At 67.6% G+C, this 17,147-nt stretch carries 19 protein-coding genes; 10 read left to right on the top strand and 9 right to left on the bottom strand.

All coding sequences use genetic code 11. The features are described from left to right. Positions 1-4: 4 nt before the first annotated feature. A complete protein-coding gene (locus F3H87_RS04370; RefSeq protein ID WP_149786263.1) occupies positions 5-274 on the bottom strand; it encodes a DUF2312 domain-containing protein in 270 nt (89 codons plus the stop codon). Positions 275-412: 138 nt separating this feature from the next. Between F3H87_RS04370 and F3H87_RS04365 the strand changes: the two genes are divergently transcribed. Next, the gene (locus tag F3H87_RS04365) at positions 413-628 is read left to right on the top strand and encodes a hypothetical protein (protein WP_149786264.1); all 216 of its coding nucleotides are present in this window, start codon (positions 413-415) and stop codon (positions 626-628) included. Positions 629-643: 15 nt separating this feature from the next. On the opposite strand, the gene F3H87_RS04360 is transcribed toward F3H87_RS04365, so the two are convergent. The 3 genes from F3H87_RS04360 to F3H87_RS04350 all read right to left on the bottom strand — a co-directional run bounded on the left by F3H87_RS04360 (position 644) and on the right by F3H87_RS04350 (position 3,421). Further along, positions 644-2,716, bottom strand: coding sequence for a 3-hydroxyacyl-CoA dehydrogenase NAD-binding domain-containing protein (locus F3H87_RS04360; RefSeq protein ID WP_188129123.1), 2,073 nt, complete (start codon positions 2,714-2,716; stop codon positions 644-646). Positions 2,717-2,846: 130 nt separating this feature from the next. After that, the gene (locus F3H87_RS04355; protein ID WP_149786266.1) at positions 2,847-3,065 is read right to left on the bottom strand and encodes a hypothetical protein; all 219 of its coding nucleotides are present in this window, start codon (positions 3,063-3,065) and stop codon (positions 2,847-2,849) included. Positions 3,066-3,094: 29 nt separating this feature from the next. Further along, on the bottom strand, positions 3,095-3,421 hold the full coding sequence (locus F3H87_RS04350) for a TraR/DksA family transcriptional regulator (protein ID WP_149786267.1): 327 nt from the start codon (positions 3,419-3,421) through the stop codon (positions 3,095-3,097). Positions 3,422-3,551: 130 nt separating this feature from the next. Between F3H87_RS04350 and F3H87_RS04345 the strand changes: the two genes are divergently transcribed. From F3H87_RS04345 to F3H87_RS04330, 4 genes are all read left to right on the top strand, one after another. Then, positions 3,552-4,415, top strand: a complete 864-nt coding sequence (locus F3H87_RS04345) for an MBL fold metallo-hydrolase (protein WP_149786268.1) — start codon at positions 3,552-3,554, stop codon at positions 4,413-4,415. Between the two features lie 98 nt (positions 4,416-4,513). Next, positions 4,514-4,939, top strand: coding sequence for a YeeE/YedE family protein (locus F3H87_RS04340; RefSeq protein WP_149786269.1), 426 nt, complete (start codon positions 4,514-4,516; stop codon positions 4,937-4,939). Beyond that, positions 4,939-5,373 (top strand): YeeE/YedE family protein, encoded by a 435-nt coding sequence (locus F3H87_RS04335; RefSeq protein ID WP_149786270.1) that lies wholly within the window; start codon positions 4,939-4,941, stop codon positions 5,371-5,373. The genes F3H87_RS04340 and F3H87_RS04335 overlap by 1 nt, the downstream gene beginning before the upstream one ends. Before the next feature lie 9 nt (positions 5,374-5,382). Continuing rightward, positions 5,383-5,817, top strand: a complete 435-nt coding sequence (locus F3H87_RS04330; protein ID WP_149786271.1) for a TIGR01244 family sulfur transferase — start codon at positions 5,383-5,385, stop codon at positions 5,815-5,817. Between the two features lies 1 nt (position 5,818). On the opposite strand, the gene F3H87_RS04325 is transcribed toward F3H87_RS04330, so the two are convergent. The 5 genes from F3H87_RS04325 to F3H87_RS04305 form a co-directional block, all read right to left on the bottom strand. Then, positions 5,819-6,880 carry a FliM/FliN family flagellar motor switch protein gene (locus F3H87_RS04325; protein WP_149786272.1) on the bottom strand — a complete coding sequence of 354 codons (1,062 nt, stop codon included), beginning with the start codon at positions 6,878-6,880 and terminating at the stop codon, positions 5,819-5,821. Between the two features lie 69 nt (positions 6,881-6,949). Continuing rightward, a complete protein-coding gene (locus tag F3H87_RS04320) occupies positions 6,950-9,637 on the bottom strand; it encodes an ATP-binding protein (protein ID WP_149786273.1) in 2,688 nt (895 codons plus the stop codon). Next, entirely contained in the window at positions 9,634-9,915 is a 282-nt protein-coding gene (locus F3H87_RS04315) for a hypothetical protein (RefSeq protein ID WP_149786274.1), read from the bottom strand. The genes F3H87_RS04320 and F3H87_RS04315 overlap by 4 nt, the downstream gene beginning before the upstream one ends. Beyond that, positions 9,912-10,280 (bottom strand): response regulator transcription factor, encoded by a 369-nt coding sequence (locus F3H87_RS04310; RefSeq protein WP_149786275.1) that lies wholly within the window; start codon positions 10,278-10,280, stop codon positions 9,912-9,914. The genes F3H87_RS04315 and F3H87_RS04310 overlap by 4 nt, the downstream gene beginning before the upstream one ends. A gap of 72 nt (positions 10,281-10,352) precedes the next feature. After that, positions 10,353-11,666, bottom strand: coding sequence for an XRE family transcriptional regulator (locus tag F3H87_RS04305; protein ID WP_149786276.1), 1,314 nt, complete (start codon positions 11,664-11,666; stop codon positions 10,353-10,355). A 223-nt stretch (positions 11,667-11,889) separates the two neighbouring features. Here F3H87_RS04305 and F3H87_RS04300 point away from each other — a divergent pair, with 223 nt between their 5' ends. The 5 genes from F3H87_RS04300 (at position 11,890) to F3H87_RS04280 (ending at position 17,112) form a co-directional block, all read left to right on the top strand. Beyond that, positions 11,890-13,254 carry a substrate-binding protein gene (locus tag F3H87_RS04300; protein ID WP_149786277.1) on the top strand — a complete coding sequence of 455 codons (1,365 nt, stop codon included), beginning with the start codon at positions 11,890-11,892 and terminating at the stop codon, positions 13,252-13,254. Positions 13,255-13,358: 104 nt separating this feature from the next. Next, positions 13,359-14,369, top strand: a complete 1,011-nt coding sequence (locus F3H87_RS04295) for a branched-chain amino acid ABC transporter permease (protein ID WP_149786278.1) — start codon at positions 13,359-13,361, stop codon at positions 14,367-14,369. Between the two features lie 4 nt (positions 14,370-14,373). Further along, a complete protein-coding gene (locus F3H87_RS04290; RefSeq protein WP_149786279.1) occupies positions 14,374-15,576 on the top strand; it encodes a branched-chain amino acid ABC transporter permease in 1,203 nt (400 codons plus the stop codon). Positions 15,577-15,588: 12 nt separating this feature from the next. Beyond that, positions 15,589-16,344 (top strand): ABC transporter ATP-binding protein, encoded by a 756-nt coding sequence (locus F3H87_RS04285; protein WP_149786280.1) that lies wholly within the window; start codon positions 15,589-15,591, stop codon positions 16,342-16,344. Positions 16,345-16,356: 12 nt separating this feature from the next. Further along, positions 16,357-17,112, top strand: coding sequence for an ABC transporter ATP-binding protein (locus tag F3H87_RS04280; RefSeq protein ID WP_149786281.1), 756 nt, complete (start codon positions 16,357-16,359; stop codon positions 17,110-17,112). The last annotated feature ends 35 nt before the right edge of the window (positions 17,113-17,147 follow it).

Here is a 17,147-nt window from a genome sequence, read left to right as displayed (position 1 = left end):
CGGCTCAGCCCATGCCCAGCGCGGATTTGTACATTTCCAGCACCGCCTCTTCCTCGGCGATGTCGTCGGGCTCGCGCTTGCGCAGGGCGATGACCTTGCGCATCACCTTGGTGTCGTAGCCGCGCGCCTTGGCCTCGGCCATCACTTCCTTCTGCTGGTCGGCGATGTCCTTTTTCTCCATCTCCAGCCGCTCGAACCGTTCGATGAACTGGCGCAGCTCGTCCGCCGTCACGCGGTAGGTGGCGTCGCCCGGTTTGTCGTTTTCTTCGATCATCGCGTGTCTTTCCTGCCCGTTGGTGGATGTCCGAGGCCCTTTCCTAGCGCCCGCCCCTGCCCCCCGCAAGGGCGGATGCGTTGCGCCCGCCCCGGCAATGCGCTAACCCGCCGGGCGACGGTAACAAAGGGACGCGTGATGGAAATCCTTGTCTGGATCGGGGCGGCGGTATCGGTGGTCGGGCTTGCGGGGCTTGTCTGGTGCATCCTGCGCGTGGCGCGCGCCAAGCGGTCGGGCCTGCCCGACGAGGAGTTGCGCGCCGTGGTGCAGAAGGTCGTGCCGCTGAACATGGGCGCGCTGATGCTGTCGGTGCTGGGGCTGATGATGGTGATCCTCGGCATCTCGCTGGGCTGAGCCGCGCGCGATTGCCTAGCCCGGAATGCTGCGGCGGTCCTTGCCCACCCCGTTCAGCGCATCGAAACTCTCGCCGTTCCTGACCAGCGCGGCAAAGCCCGGATCGGCGCCGTAAAGCTCGGGCCAGTCCACGGCAAGACGTTTCAGGGCGCGCTGGATTTCGAACAGCCCGGTCAGGTCGGCCGCCTTCATCGGGCCGCCGCGCCAGCGCGGAAACTGCGTGCCCAGCACGCAGGCCACGTCGATATCCGACGGGCGCAGCGCCATGTCCGCGCGCAGCATCCGCGCCCCTTCGTTGGCCATTGCCGCGATCACGCGCAGGCGGATCTCGTCCCCGGGCATCGACATCCTGTCGAAACCGCCGCCGAACAGCACCTCGCCCAGCGCATCGTCAGTGTGGGCATGGCCCTTCTCGTCCCAGCGATAGAACCCGAGGCCCGCGGCGCGGCCGGTGCGCCCGGCCTCGACCAGCCGCGCCAGCGCATCCAGATGGGCGGTGGGAAACCCCGTCCCCCGCGCCAGCAGCCGCCCGCGCGCCAGCACCACGTCGCAGCCGATCATGTCGATCTGCCGGAAGATACCCTGCGGCAGCCCCCATTGCGCCATCACCCCGTCGATCCGGCCGATCGGCACGCCCGGCACCAGCATCGCAATGCCCGCATCGCGCGCGGCGGCGGTGATCCGCTCGGGCAGCGTGCCGCCGCCGGTGCCCGACCGCACCGCGATACGGCCCAGCGTGCCGCGCACCAGTGCCGCGACGCTGGCGACCGCCTGCGGATCGGTCCGGCTGCCGGGGATCACCTCGACCAGCCGCGCGGGGCCGACCGGCGCGTGGAAATGCAGCCCCAGCACCTGCTCGGGCCGCGCGGTGGCCGCGGCGATCGGGTCGATCGGCAGCAGCCCCGATTGCGTGGCCAGAATCGTCTCGTCGCCCGCGATGTCGGACAGCGCGGCAAAGACCTGCTCCTTGGTGCGCAACAGGTCGGCCACCGCCTCGACGATCAGGTCGGCCCCGGCCAGGTCGGGCAGCGCCGTGGTGCCCTGCCAGCCGTCCAGGCCTGTCACGCCCGGCGCGGGCTCCTGCAGCCGTTTCTGCGCCTTGGCCAGCGCCGCGTCGTCGCGTTCGAACTGGATCACCGGCAGCCCGGCGGCAAGGCAGACCCGCGCGATGCCGCAGGCGGTCGGGCCGCCGCCGACGATCCCCACCCGCCCGATATGGCGCGCAGCACGAGGCCGGGTTTCGGGCATGTTGGCCGCGCGCAATTCGGCCCGCACCACGTGGCGCTGCGCCCGCGACCGGGACGAGGCCAGCGCATCGGCGAATACCTGCGCCTCCAGCGCCAGCCCGGCCTCGAAGGGCAGCAGCAACGCCGCCTCGACCGCGGCCACCACGTCGCGCACGGCGGGCAGCGGGCTGGTGGCGGCCTCGTCGCGGCGCCGGGCGATTTCGGCCTGGTAGGCCGCCGGATCGGCGAACCCCTCGCGCCGCTCGCTTGTGGGCGGGCGCGGCGCATCGGCCAGATCCCGCGCAAGCGCCACCGCCGCGGCCAGCGGATCGGCGGCATCGGTATCGTCGAAAAGCGCCGGCAGCGCCGAGGCCGGCACCGGGCGCGCGGTCAGGACAAGATCCAGCGCCGGCCCGGCGCCGACGATCCGCGGCAGGCGTTGCGTGCCCCCCGCCCCCGGCGGCAGGCCCAGCCCCAGATCGCCCAGCATGATCCGTGTCGCGGGATGCGCCACCCGCGCCGTGGCCGCCAGCGCCAGTTCCAGCCCCGCGCCCGAGGCGCGCCCCGTCAGCGCGGCCACCACGGGCTTGCCCAGCATCTCGATCCGGTTGGCCAGGTCGCGTGGTTCAGGCGCGGCCAGCGGCGCCTCAAGCTCGCGCAGGTCCAGCCCGTTGCTGAAATTGCCGCCCGCGCCCGTCAGCACCGCGCCGCGCAGCCCGTCGTCGCCCGCGACCGCGTCCAGCGCCGCCATCAGCGCCGCGCGCAGCGGGGCGCCCAGCAGGTTGGCGGGCGGATTATCGAGCGAAAGGATGGCGATGTCGCCCTGCCGGGCGATCCGCACCATGTCACCTGCCTGTGCCAAGCGCACCTCCCGCGGGTCGCGCCCGCTGTCCATGACCTTGGGCCCACTTTGCCGAAAGCGCAGGGATGAGCGCAAGCCCTAGATGCGACAAAAGCGCAGGCCACAAGGTGTAGCGCCCGGAACGGGGCTGTCAGAGCGGCATATTGTCGAACCGGTCCTCGACGCTGGCATCGGTCAGCATCTCGTCGACATCGCGGAGCCGCTGCGGCACCGGATGCCCCTCGGCCCGCAATTGCGCGATCATGGAATGCAGGCGCTTGCGCACCTCTTCGCGGGCCTCGGGCGCACAGGCCATCGCGGCCTGCTCCAGTTCTTCGATCATCGGCACCAGCCGGGGGTCCTTGACCATGATCTCCTCCTTTCGCTGTGGTCGCGCCGTCACCCGGTGGCGGCGGCGCAGTTGCGGCACAGCGGCGTGTCGGGCAGAACGTCCAGCCGCTCGGCCGCGATCTCTTCGCCGCATTTCGCGCAATAGCCGTATTCCCCGTCGCGGATGCGTTGCAGCGCGGCGCGAATCCGGCGAATCTCGTCCTGACCCGCCTGCCCCAGATGCTCCAGCACCTCGTCGCCTTCACGTTCGACCGCGGCATCGTCCCAGTCCTTCGAATGCTCGGCATCCAGTTCGGCCTCGATCGTGTGCAGCCGGCCGTCCAGCTCGGCCAGACGGTTCAAAAGGGCCTTGCGGCGGTCCTGGATCGTGGTCATGCGCGTGTCTCCGTTAGGTGTTTTCCTACGCTAATACGGTGGTCTTCCCGCTTCCTTGATGCAAGTCAACCGAAGCACTTGAAACACATTCCTTTAATCGTATATGTTTCGGGAAACGGAGGATTCCCGCATGAAACCCGAAGTCACCGCCTTTTTCGACGACGCCACGAACACGATCTCCTACGTGGTGAAAGACCCCGCCGGCAGCAGTTGCGCCGTGATCGACAGCGTTCTGGATTTCGACTATTCCTCGGGCCGCACCGATACCCGCTCGGCCGATCAGGTGATCCGCTTCGTCAGGGATAACGGCCTGACGGTGGAATGGCTGCTGGAAACCCATGTCCATGCCGACCACCTGAGCGCCGCGCCCTATATCCAGGAACAGGTCGGCGGCAAGATCGGCATCGGCGACCGGATCAGGATCGTACAGGACACCTTTGGCAAGGTGTTCAACGAAGGCACCGAATTCCAGCGCGACGGCAGCCAGTTCGACAAGCTGTTCGTCGAGGGCGACAGCGTTCACATCGGGCAGTTGCGCGGCGACGTGCTGCACACGCCCGGCCACACCCCGGCCTGCCTGACCTATGTGATCGGCGACGCGGCCTTTGTCGGCGACACGCTGTTCATGCCAGATTTCGGCACCGCGCGCTGCGATTTCCCCGGCGGATCGTCCGAAACCCTGTTCGAATCGGTGCAGAAGATCCTTGCCCTGCCCGACGAGACCCGCATCTTCGTCGGCCACGATTACAAGGCGCCGGGCCGTGACGAATACGCGTGGGAAACCACCGTGGCCGAGCAGAAGGCCCGCAATATCCATGTCGGCGCGGGCAAGTCCAAGGACCAGTTCGTCGAAATGCGCGACGCGCGCGACGCCACGCTGGCGATGCCGAAACTGATCATCCCCTCGCTGCAGGTGAACATGCGCGCGGGCCAGATGCCGCCGGCGGACGAGAAGGGCGATGTCTTTCTTAAGGTTCCGGTCAACAAGCTCTGACCGGGGCCGCAGGGGCGGCGCGGGATCGCATGAAGGCTGCGCGAACACGGCACATCCCGACCGCTGATTTTTCTTCAGGACCAACAGGAAACGCGAAAATGGAACAAGACTGGATTTGGGGGCTGATCGGCGGGTTGCTGATCGGCACCGGGGGCGCGGTGTATCTGCTGGCCAATGGCCGGATCATGGGCGCCAGCGGCATCATCGGCGGGCTGGTCGACGGCACCGCCCGCGATACGAAATGGGAAAAACTGGCTTTTCTGGCGGGCGTGTTCCTGCTGCCGATCATCATCTACCCGGTCTACAGCAGCATCGACACCCATGTGACCGACAACTGGGCGGTGCTGATCGCCGCGGGCCTTCTGGTGGGCATCGGCACGCGCATCGCCAATGGCTGCACCTCGGGGCACGGGGTCTGCGGGATGTCGCGGCTCAGCCTGCGGGGGTTCGTGGCCACCGTGGCCTATATCATGGCCGGCGGTGTCGGCGTGATCCTGTTCCGTCATCTGCTGGGGGTGATCTGATGCGCAACCTTTTCGCTTTCTTCGCCGGCGGGCTGTTCGGCGCCGGGCTGTTCATCTCGGGCATGACCGACACCGCCAAGGTGCAGGGCTGGCTCGATGTCTTTGGCGACTGGGACCCGACGCTGGCCTTCGTCATGGGCGGCGCGATGATCCCGATGGCGATCGCGTGGCTTCTGCGCAACCGGCGCAGTTCGCCCGCGCTGGGCGGCAGCTTTCCGCCCGCGCCGCCGCAGCGGATCGACCGTAACCTGATCCTGGGCTCGGTCATGTTCGGTTTCGGCTGGGGGCTGGCGGGGCTGTGCCCGGGGCCGTCCGTCGCCTCGCTCAGCTATGGCGGGGTGGGGCACTGGGTGTTCTTCGCCGCGATGCTGGCGGGCATGGCTGTCACCCCGGCGCTGCGCCGGGTGCTGGACAGGCAGCCCGCCGCGGCGTAAAGCGCGATCATGGAGATACGCGCCCTTACCCCCCGCTACGCCGTCTCGCCGCAGATCGAACCGGGCGATTTGCCCGCGATCAAGGCGGCGGGATACACCACGGTGATCTGCAACCGCCCCGATGCCGAGATCCCGCCCGCCCTGCAGGCGGACGGGATGCGCCAGGCGGCCGAGGCCGCGGGGCTGGCCTTTCACGTGCTGGAGCTGACGCACCAGACGATGACGCCCGAGAATATCGCCCGCCAGCGCCGGCTGATCGAGGAGTCCGACGGCCCGGTGCTGGCCTATTGCGCCAGCGGCACGCGCTGTTCGGTGATCTGGTCGCTGGGACAGGCCGGGCATATGCCGGTGGATGAGATACTCACCACCGCCGGGCGGGCGGGCTATCAGCTCGAACAGTTGCGCCCCACGCTCGACGCGCTGGCCACGCAGCAGGGCGGCTGAGCTATCCCGGCACGGCCCCGGCGGCGGGCGGGTCGTCCCCGGCCGCATCCTCCGGCGGGCCGAATTCCGACAGGTCTGGCAGGCCCGCCGCCGGGTCGATCCGGGCCGGAACGGGCGGTGCGACAGGCGTGTCCGGCACTGGCGGCCGGGCTGTCGCCTCGCCCATCCCCTCGCCACCGGGCGTCACCGCGCCCTGCCCCGTCCCGTGCAGCCGCAGGGCGCGCTGGCCGCGTATTTGCCCCAGCGTGGCGCGCGCCACCGCGCGGCCCGGCACAGCCTCAAGCCGGGCGGCGTTCAGAACGCCCGCAGGCAGCGCCAGCACCTCGCCGGGGCGCAGCCCGTGCATCTGCGACAGCGGCACCGACACCCGGCACAGGACCGCATCGAGCCGCGCCGGTGCGGCCAGCAGGCTGTCGCGCAGGGCCGGCCTTGCCGCCGCGCCCGGTTCCGCATCGCCCGCCGCATCGGGATCGGCCGATGGCCGGGGCGCCGGCAGGGCAAGCACCAGCTCGCCCGCGCGATCCGGGCCCAGGTCGCAACCCAGCCGCATCACCCGGTAATCCCCGGTGCCCAGCGCCAGCGACAGGGCGCGCGCATCCTCGACCATCGCGCCATAGCGATAGCCCTGCACCCATTGCCCCGCCTCGGCCGGCATGTCGGCCAGGCGCGCGAACACGCCTGCCACCATCGGCGCGGCCATCGCCGCATCGGTGCGGGTGGGCGCGCGCGGCGGCGCCGGGCGGGGCGAGACCCGGCCCATCGTCTGCGCCTCGACCAGCGCGGCGGATAGCTGCGGATCGAGCACCAGCGCACCGGGCACGTCACCCGGCCCGTCCAGCAGCAGGATCAGCGCCGGGTCCGGCAGGTCGGCGGCCAGCGTCCCGGCCAGTTCGGTGCGCGTTTCCACCCCCGTCACCGACAGCATGACCCCCAGTTCGCCGCCGGCCCAGCGTTCCAGCGCAAGCCGCAGCGCCCGCTCGGGCGACATCGCCCGCGCCTCATGCGCGGCCCGGGCCGCACGGGCCTTGCGGCGCAGAACCGTCTGTTCGCCAGGTTTGTCCATACCCTCCGCCACCAAGAACCGGATGCAGCGGCACCATAGCGGCGGCAAGGTTACGAAATCATTGAGCGGTCACTGCGCCGCCATGCGCTGCGACAGCGGCAGGGTGACGCGGAACGCCGCGCCGCTCTGTCCCGGCAGATAGGCGATCGTCCCGTCCAGCCGGGCCATGATCTCGCGGCAGATGGCCAGGCCCAGCCCCGCGCCGCCGGCCTTCTGGTCGCTGACCCGGCTGAATTTCTCGAACACGACCGACTGCACCTGGCGCGGTATCCCCGGGCCGTTGTCGATGAAATCGACCAGCAGCCGGCCGTCGCGTGCCTGCACCGCGATGGTCAGTTCGGGCTCGGCCGCGTCGCAGTATTTCTGCGCGTTGGCAATCAGGTTGATGAACACCTGCGCCAGCCGGTCGAGATCGGTTTCCAGCGTCACCTCCTCGTCGGCGCGGCGGCGGTGCAGCTTCAGCAGGCCGTGCCCTGCCCCGGTCGCCGCGACCGCGTGGTCGATCACCGCCGACAGGATGCCGGTGCGGATATTCAGGTTCACCTGCCCGTTCTCAAGCACGCTCAGGTCCAGCAGGTCGTCCAGAAGGCGCGTCAGCCGGATCGCCTCGTCATGGATGATGCCGGCATATTTCGACTGCGCCTGCGATCCGAGCCCGCCGCCATCGCGCAGGATCTCGGAAAACGCGCGGATCGAGGTCATGGGCGTGCGCAATTCATGGCTGATCTGCGACAGGAAGGCATCCTTCTGCACCGAGATCTGCGTCAGCTTCTCGTTCGCTGCCCGCAACTGGCGGGCCGTCCGGGCCAGTTCTTCGGACTTGGTTTCAAGCTGGCTGGAATATTCCATCATCTGCGCGGTCTCGTCGGCCACCGCCAGCAGATCCTCGACCGACACGGTCGCGGCGCCCATGATCTGCCCCACCATCGCATGAGCCGTCGCCGCCCCGACCGAGCCCGACAGCTCGCGCTCCAGCCGGGCCAGGAAATCCGGCGTCGGTTCCGGCAGGTAGCCCGCAAGCCCCTGGCGCTGCGCCTCGTCCTGGAACAGCGCCTGCGCCTGCGCCGGGCCGAGGATACGCTGCGCCATCACGATCAGGTCCTCGCTCTGGGCGGTGCCGCCGGCCCAGTTCTGCGGGCGCGCGGAATGCTGAAAGACATTGACGAACTGCGCCCCCTGCAGCCGTTCCAGCGGGCTGGGAAAGGTCAGGAGCGAGGCGATGACGAAGCCCCCGGTGTTGAACAGCATCGACCACAGCACCGCGTGCACCGTCGGGTCCAGTCCGGCGATCCCGAACAGCGCCTGCGGCCGCAGCCAGCCCATGCCCCAGGGCCCCTCGGCCAGCACCGTGCCGGGGATCACCACGTCGGCCCCGAAACTGGGCAGCAGCATGCACCAGACCCACAGCACGAACCCGGTGCTCAGACCGGCCAGCGCGCCCGCCCGCGTGGCGCCGCGCCACAGGATGCCGCCCAGCAGCGCCGGCAGGAACTGCGCGACACCGGCAAAGGACACCAGCCCGATCGCCGCCAGCGCGGCACCGCCGCCCGACATCTGGTAATAGACATAGCCAAGCGCCAGAACCCCCGCGATGGACAGCCGCCGCGCGGTGATGACCACGTTGCGCACATCGCCCGACATCACCGCGCCGCCGCCGGTCAGGTTCAGCCAGATCGGCATGACGATATGGTTCGAAACCATCGTCGCCAGCGCAATCGCCGCCACGATCACCATCGAGGTCGCGCTGGAGAACCCGCCAAGAAAGCTGAGCATCGCCAGCGTGTCCTGCCCCTGCGCCAGCGGCACGGTCAGGACGAACTGGTCGGGGTTCGACCCCGCCGGCATGATCTCCAGCCCGACCACCGCGATGGGCACGACGAACAGGCTGATCAGCAGCAGATACAGCGGAAAGGCCCAGCTTGCCGTGCGCAGGTGCTGTTCGTCCTCGTTTTCCACCACCAGCACCTGGAACATCCGCGGCAGCGTCAGGAAGGCGGCCGCCGACAGGAATGTCAGGCCCCCCCAGCGCATCCCGTCCACCTGCCACTGGCCCATCTGGCTGGCGTCGATGCGGGCCAGCGTCTGCGCGGGGCCGCCGCCGATGCCCCAGACGACGAACACCCCCACCGCCATCAGCGCAAAGAGCTTGACCACCGCCTCGACCGCAATGGCCATGACGACCCCGTGATGGCGTTCGTTGGCATCCAGGTTCCGCGTGCCGAACAGGATCGTGAACAGCGCCAGCCCCACCGCCACCGACAACGCGATCTGGCGCGTATCCTCCAGCGGGGCGGCGTTCGGATCGGCCTGCGCGATGCTGGCGAATGAGGCGGTGACCGATTGCAGTTGCAGCGCGATATAGGGCGTGGTGCCGATCACCGCGATCAGCGTGACGAACACCGCCAGCAGCGTCGACTTGCCATAACGCGAGGAAATCAGGTCGGCCACCGAGGTCACGCGCTGGGTGCGCCCGATGCGCACCAGCTTGCGCAGCCCCCACCACCAGCCGATCATGACCAGCGTCGGCCCCAGATAGATGGTCAGGAATTCCAGCCCCGACCGCGCGGCATAGCCGACCGCGCCGTAAAACGTCCAGGCGGTGCAGTAGATCGACAGCGACAGCGTGTAGACCAGCGGCGAGCGCAGCCAGCCGCCCTGCCCGCGCAGCGCGGCGCGTTCGGCCGCGAAGGCCACCAGGAACAGAAAGGCGACATAGCCGAGGCACACCGCCACCAGCAGGTTCAGCGTCGCCGTCACGCCCCGCCCCCGCCATCGCGCGGCGTGGTGGTGTCGTCGTCGGCCTCGGTCAACCGGCGCGACAGCACCAGCGAGACCCCGACCATCGCCAGCCAGACGCCGAAGATATAGATGATCGAGGTCGAGGTCGGCATCGCCTCATCCCCCTGCCGCGGCCAGAGCAGCGGCACCGCCCACAGGATCGCCGCCAGCAGCGGCGCCAGCCGCGCCGCGTCCATCAGCCGGCGCTGGCGATAGCTGCGCCGCTCCAGGAACAGCGGGGCGGGTTTCTCGCTCATGCCGGCACCAGTTCGCGCAACGCCTCCAGCACGTCGGCATTGGAAAACGGCTTGGTCATGAAGCGGCTCGCGCCGAGCCGTTCGGCCAGTTCGCGGTCCTTGCTCTGGCCGCGCGCGGTCAGCATCAGCACCGGCAGGCGCGCGGTTTCGGGACGCGCGCGCAGGTCGGTCAGGATCTCGTAGCCCGAGCGCCCCGGCAGCATCACGTCCAGGATCACAAGGTCGGGTGCCTTGGCCAGGACCACCTCGACCGCGTCATGCCCGTTCGAATGGGAATCCACGCGCCAGCCGTCGCGGCTGAGAATAAAGCTGATCGCCTCGATGATGTTCGGTTCATCCTCGATCACAAGGACATGCTTGCCCATGTCATCGTCCCCTCCCTTATGCGCATTGAGCGCCGTATTTTGGCACAGTTAAACGCGATGCGTGCGGTCAAGTCAAAACCCATCCGCAAGGATCGAGGGTTCGCGCCGCGCCGCGCATGCGCCGCGCGGGCAGATGCGGCAGCTTACGCCGACCTCGCGCGCGGGGGCCGCGGCGGTATCGGCGGCGCCCGCCTGCGGCACGATCAGCATATGCGCCTCGAGCACCGGGGGCGCGTCGAAATCGACGTCGCCCTGTGGCAGCGCCAGCGCATAGCACAGGAACCGCCCGCCATCGCGCGCCGCCTGCCGCACCGCCTGGCGCAGCGGCACCATCGGCTGGCCGAGCGCCGCGAACAACGGCCAGAGCGGACAGGCCGCGCCAAAGCGCGGCACCGCGAAACCGTCGACCGGCTTGCGATAGGTCAGCGTGCCCGAGGCGTCGCAGCTGACCATGCCGATGCGCCCGGCCGGGCCATCGGCGGGCAGGCTGGCGATACGGCGCATCGCCACCGGCACCGGCACGCCGAATTCACGCGCCACCCGGCCCGGGTCGGGCGGATTTGCCGCACACCATTCGGCCAGCGCGCGCGCGGGCAGCAGCGCCGCCTCGTCGGCGTAACGCTCCAGCCATGACCGCGCCAGCGCGCGCGCCGGTGCGGATTTCAGCGTCCCGGCCGCCGCGATCAGCGCCTCGATATCCGCCTGCCCGCCCTCCAGCGCGGGCACGTGCCAGCCCAGCTCGGCCAGGAAGGCATCCAACTCTTCCTGCGGGGCGGCGGCCTCGCCATCGCCGGCCTCGCCCGCGCGGTCCAGGTAGGTCACCAGCGCCTGCGCGCTTTCGGCCAGCCGCCCGGCATCCTCGTTGATGTTGCGCTGAAAACGGTCGCGCCATTCCGGCTCGATCTCGCGGGTGTCGGCCAGGATCGCGGCGGTCGAGCGGATCGCCGTCACCGTCGACAGCACCTCGTGCAGGGCGGCGGCCAGATGCGGGTCATGGGTCAGCCGGTCGGTCAGCGTTTCGACCGTGCGTTCCAGCGTGGCCGCGCGCCGGTGGCTGCGCGCCAGCACCTCGGCCCAGCCGGGAAAGCGGCCGGCCAGCTCCTCGGCGCGCTCGGCCTCGGCACCGGCGCCGGAATGGGCGGCGCGCGCCTCGCGCAGGGCGGCGATCAGCGCGGCCTCGGCCCCTTCGGTCAGCTGCGCCGGCTCCACCCCCAGCTCGGCGGCGATCGCCACCAGCACCTTGCCGCCGATTCTGCGCTTGTTGTGCTCGATCAGGTTCAGGTACGAGGCCGAAATCCCCACCCGCGCGGCCAGATCGGCCTGCCGCATCCCCTGCCGTCCCCGACGCTCGCGGATGCGCGTTCCGGTCAGTTGCCCCTGCGGCATGTCTCTACCCTCACATTTTCGTGACAAATCAACGCTTTTCTGCGCCGCCAAATAATTTCTTTACAACACACACTATATCATTGTGCAATTTTTTACAAAAAAATTGTTTCATTAAAAGCAGTTGTTGCAGAATTTTCTTATCCTCACCGATAATCGCTTTGCACATTTGTGCCCGCGGGGACGCTTGAGGAGGCCCCCGCCTTTCACGAAACGGGAGGATTACATGTCCAACAAGACTCTGACGCGCCGTGGCGTTCTCAAGAGCGGTGTCGGCATCGGTGCCGGTGTCGCCCTGCCGACGATCTTTACAGCATCGTCCGCCAGCGCCTTCACCAACGAACCAACGGGTTCGTCCGTCACGCTGGGCTTCAACGTGCCCCAGACCGGCCCCTATGCCGACGAGGGCGCGGACGAACTGCGCGCCTATGAACTGGCCGTCGAACACCTGAACGGTGGCGGTGACGGCGGTATGCTCGGCACCTTCAGCTCCAAGGTGCTGGACGGCACCGGCATCATGGGCAAGAAGGTGCAATACGTCTCGGGCGACACCCAGACCAAATCGGACGCCGCGCGCGCATCGGCCAAGTCGATGATCGAAAAGGACGGCGCCATCATGATCACCGGCGGCTCGTCCTCGGGCGTGGCCGTGGCCGTGCAGGGCCTGTGCCAGGAGGCCGGCGTGATCTTCATGGCCGGGCTGACGCATTCGAACGACACCACCGGCAAGGACAAGAAGGCCAACGGCTTCCGCCACTTCTTCAACGCCTACATGTCGGGCGCGGCCCTCGCGCCGGTGCTGGAGAAACTCTATGGCAACGACCGCCGCGCCTATCACCTGACCGCCGACTACACCTGGGGCTGGACGCAGCAGGAATCCATCGCCGCCGCCACCGAGGCGCTGGGTTGGGAAACGGTCGAGAACGTGCTGACGCCGCTCGCGCAGACGGATTTCTCGTCCTATATCGCGCCGGTGCTGAATGCCGGGGCCGACGTGCTGGTGCTGAACCACTATGGCGGCAACATGGTGAACTCGCTGACCAACGCGGTGCAGTTCGGCCTGCGTGAAAAGCAGGTGAACGGCAAGAACTTCGAGATCGTCGTGCCGCTTTACTCCGAGCTGATGGCCAAGGGCGCGGGCGCCAACATCAAGGGCATCGTCGGGTCGCAGAACTGGGACTGGAAACTGGAAAACGAGCGCGGCGACAAATATGCCGGCTCCAACGCCTTCGTGAAAAGCTTTGGCGAGAAATACGGCTTCCCGCCCAGCCAGGCGGCGCAGACCTGCTATGCGCAGACCCTGCTTTATGCCGATGCCGTGCAGCGCGCGGGCAGCTTCAACCCCTGCGCCGTGGCCGAGGCCATGGAGGATTTCGAGTTCGACGGCCTGGGCAACGGCCCCACGACCTATCGCGGGGCGGATCACCAGTGCTTCAAGGACGTGCTGGTGGTGCGCGGGGCGGAAAACCCCTCGGACGAATACAACCTCGTCGAAATCGTCGAGGTCACGCCGGTCGAGCAGGTCACCTACGCCCCCGATCACCCGATGTTCGCGGGTGGCGCGCTGGGATCGTGCAACGCCGGCGCCTGATCGCCCGGCAAGGGTGGGCGGCAACGCCCACCCTTTTCGCCCCGGCCTGACGGCCCGCAAGGGCCCTGGGCATTTTCCGCATTCCCCGGCTTAAGGGTGGGACAATGGACGCAATTCTCGTGCAAATCCTGAACGGGCTCGACAAGGGCTCGGCCTATGCGCTGATCGCGCTGGGTTTGACACTCATCTTCGGCACGCTCGGCGTGGTGAACTTCGCCCATGGCGCGCTGTTCATGATCGGCGCGTTCTGCGCGGTCACGCTGCAGCGTATCCTGAACCTCAGCTACGAAACGGTCGACCCCGACAAGACCGACTTTCTCGGCCAGCCGCTGAAGGTCAAGACACCCTATGTCGAAAGCTGGTTCGGCCCCGATGTCGGCGCCGCGATCATCGACTGGTCGGTGCCGCTGGCGATCCTGTTCGCCATCCCGGTCATGCTTATCTTCGGCTTCGTGATGGAACGCGGGCTGATCAAGCATTTCTACAAGCGTCCCCATGCCGACCAGATCCTTGTGACCTTCGGCCTTGCCATCGTGCTGCAGGAAATCATCAAGGCCAATTTCGGCGCCAACCCGATCCAGACCCCGGCGCCCGAGATGCTGTCGGGCGTGGCCACGCTGATGGACGGCGTCGTCTACCCGGTCTGGCGGATCGTCTATTTCTGCTTTGCCGCGCTGATCATCGGCGGCGTCTTTGCCTTTTTGCAGTTCACCACCTTCGGTATGGTCGTGCGCGCCGGCATGGCCGACCGTGAAACCGTGGGCCTGCTGGGCATCGACATCGACCGGCGGTTCACCATCATGTTCGGGCTGGCCGCCGCGGTGGCGGGGCTTGCGGGCGTGATGTACGGGCCGATCAACGCGCCCAACTATCACATGGGGATGGATTTCCTCGTGCTCAGCTTCGTCGTGGTGGTCGTGGGCGGCATGGGCTCGCTGCCCGGCGCCGTTCTGGCCGGTTTCGTGCTGGGCATCCTGGAAAGCTTTGCCTCGACCACCTGGGCGACCACCACGATCCCCGGCATCAACCAGATCATCATCTACCTTGTCGCCATCATCATCCTGCTGACCCGTCCGCGCGGTCTGATGGGACGTGCCGGCGTGATGGAGGACTGAGCCCATGTTCGGACTCGACAAAAAAGACCTGACCCTTCTGCTGGTGGTGGCGCTTCTGACGCTGCTGGCGCCCTTCATCCTGAACCCGTTTCCCACCGGCAGCGGACTGGCGCAGTTCAACGCGGGCTATCCCGACCTGATGCAGCGTTTCGTGATCTTCGGGATCTTCGCCATCGGTTTCAACATCCTGTTCGGCCTGACCGGTTACCTGTCCTTCGGCCACGCGGCCTTCCTGGGCGTGGGGTCGTATTCGGCGGTGTGGATGTTCAAGCTGCTCAGCATGAACATCATCCCGGCGATCGTCCTGTCGGTCATCATCGCGGGGCTGTTCGCGCTGGTCATCGGCTATGTCAGCCTGCGCCGCTCGGGGATCTATTTCTCGATCCTGACGCTGGCCTTCGCGCAGATGTCCTTTGCGCTGGCCTATTCGGTGCTGACGCCGATCACCAACGGCGAGACCGGCCTGCAGCTGACACTGGACGATCCCCGCATCCTGGGTGCTTCGGCCACGGCCGACGGCTCGATCCCGGTGACCAACCTGTTCGGGCTGGAGATGCGTTCCGCCGTCAACATGGCGCTCGGGCCGTGGAACTTCACCTTCTCGGCGGGCTACTACGTCTGCGCGGTGGTGATGCTGCTGGCCTTCTACCTGGCGATCCGCATCTTCCGCTCGCCCTTCGGGATGATGCTGCGCGCGATCAAGTCGAACCAGAACCGCCTGAACTATACCGGGCTGAACTCGCGCCCCTATACGCTGGCGGCCTTCGTGATTTCGGGCATGTATGCCGGCCTGGCCGGCGGCCTCATGGCCTCGATGGACCCGCTGGCCGGCGCCGAGCGGATGCAGTGGACCGCCAGCGGCGAGGTCGTGCTGATGACCATCCTCGGCGGGGCGGGCACCCTGATCGGACCGGTGCTGGGCGCGGGCATGATCAAGTATTTCGAAAACATCTTTTCGAAGATCAACGACAACGTGCTGCATGGCTGGTTCGCATGGATGCCGGACGGGATCGAGGACCTGACCGTGACGCTGATCCATCCCTTCATCGGCAAGGGCTGGCACCTGACGCTGGGCATCCTGTTCATGCTGGTGGTGATCTTCCTGCCCGGCGGCCTTGTCGAAGGCGGCCAGCGCATCATGCGTCTGTTCCGCCGCAGGAAAGCGACCGAAGACGATCAGACCAAAGCCAAACAACCTGCGGAATAAGGAGAGGGACCAATGGGTATCCTTGAAGTCAAGGGCGTCAACAAGCGCTTCGGCGGTCTGCAGGCGCTGGGGGATGTGAACCTCAGCGTGGCGGAAAACACCGTCCACGCCATCATCGGCCCGAACGGCGCGGGCAAGTCCACCCTGCTGAACTGCCTGGTGGGCAAGCTGATCCCCGACACCGGGTCGGTCATGTTCAACGGCCAGTCGGTGCTGGGGCGCAAGCCCTTCGAGATCAACCAGATGGGCATTTCCCGCGTGTTCCAGACGCCCGAGATATTCGGCGACCTGACCGTGCTGGAAAACGTCATGATCCCCTGCTTCGCCAAGCGCGACGGGGCGTTCCGGATGCACGCGATCGAAGGGGTGCAGAACGAAAGGCAGATCATGGAAAAGGCGCTGGCCATGCTGGACGACCTGAACATGGCCGACAAGCGCAACATGCATTCCGCCAGCCTCAGCCGGGGCGACAAGCGGCGGCTGGAAATGGCGATGTGCCTGGTGCAGGAGCCGCAATTGCTGCTGCTGGACGAACCCACCGCCGGCATGGCGCGGGCCGACACCAACAACACCATCGACCTGCTGAAAGAGATCAAGGAAAAGCGCGACATCACCATGTGCATCATCGAACATGACATGCATGTGGTGTTCAGCCTGGCCGACCGGATCACGGTTCTGGCGCAGGGCACACCGCTGGTCGAAGACAGCCCCGAGAACATCAAGGGCAACCCCAAGGTGCGCGAAGCGTATCTGGGCGAAACCGCGTAAGGAGGGCCGGACATGAACGTCAAACCCGATTTTTCCAAGGGCAAGAACCTGGCCGAAACCGCCCCCGCCTACCTGTCGGTCTGGGATATCCACGCCTATTACGGCGAAAGCTATATCGTGCAGGGCGTCAGCTTCAACGTGCACGAGGGCGAGATCCTGGCGCTGCTGGGCCGCAACGGCGCGGGCAAGACATCGACGCTGCGCGCCATCGCGCGGCTGGACGATCCGCAGATCACGCATGGCGAGGTCTGGCTGGACCACCAGCCGCTGCACCTGAAAAACAGCCACCAGGCGTCGCAACTGGGCATCGGCTTGGTGCCCGAGGATCGCCGCATCATCCCCGGCCTCACGGTCGAGGAGAACCTGCAACTGGCGCAGATCGCCCCGCCCATCGGCTGGTCGATCGAGCGGCTCTACGAACTGTTCCCGCGCCTCGGCGAACGCCGCAAGCAGGAGGGCGTGACGCTGTCGGGGGGCGAACAGCAGATGCTGGCCATCGCCCGCGCGCTGGCGCGCGACATCAAGGTGCTGCTGCTGGACGAACCCTACGAAGGGCTGGCCCCGGTGATCGTGGACGAGATCGAAAAGACCCTGCGCCTGATCAAGGAACAGGGCATCACCACGGTGATCGTGGAACAGAACGCCGTGCGCGCGCTGGAACTGGCGGACCGCTCGGTGATCCTCGATACCGGGTCGGTCGTGTTCGACGGGGCCGCGGCCGAGGTTCTCGGGAACGAGGAATTGCGCGCGGAATACCTGGCGATCTGAGCGCCGGGCCGGCCCGCCCGCAGCCAATTGGTTGC

This window comes from Lutimaribacter pacificus (assembly GCF_900142185.1).
In the GTDB taxonomy this organism is placed as follows: Bacteria; Pseudomonadota; Alphaproteobacteria; order Rhodobacterales; family Rhodobacteraceae; genus Lutimaribacter; species Lutimaribacter pacificus.
The sequence above is the reverse complement of the archived record's forward strand: the minus strand, read 5'-3'. Positions and strand labels throughout refer to the sequence as shown.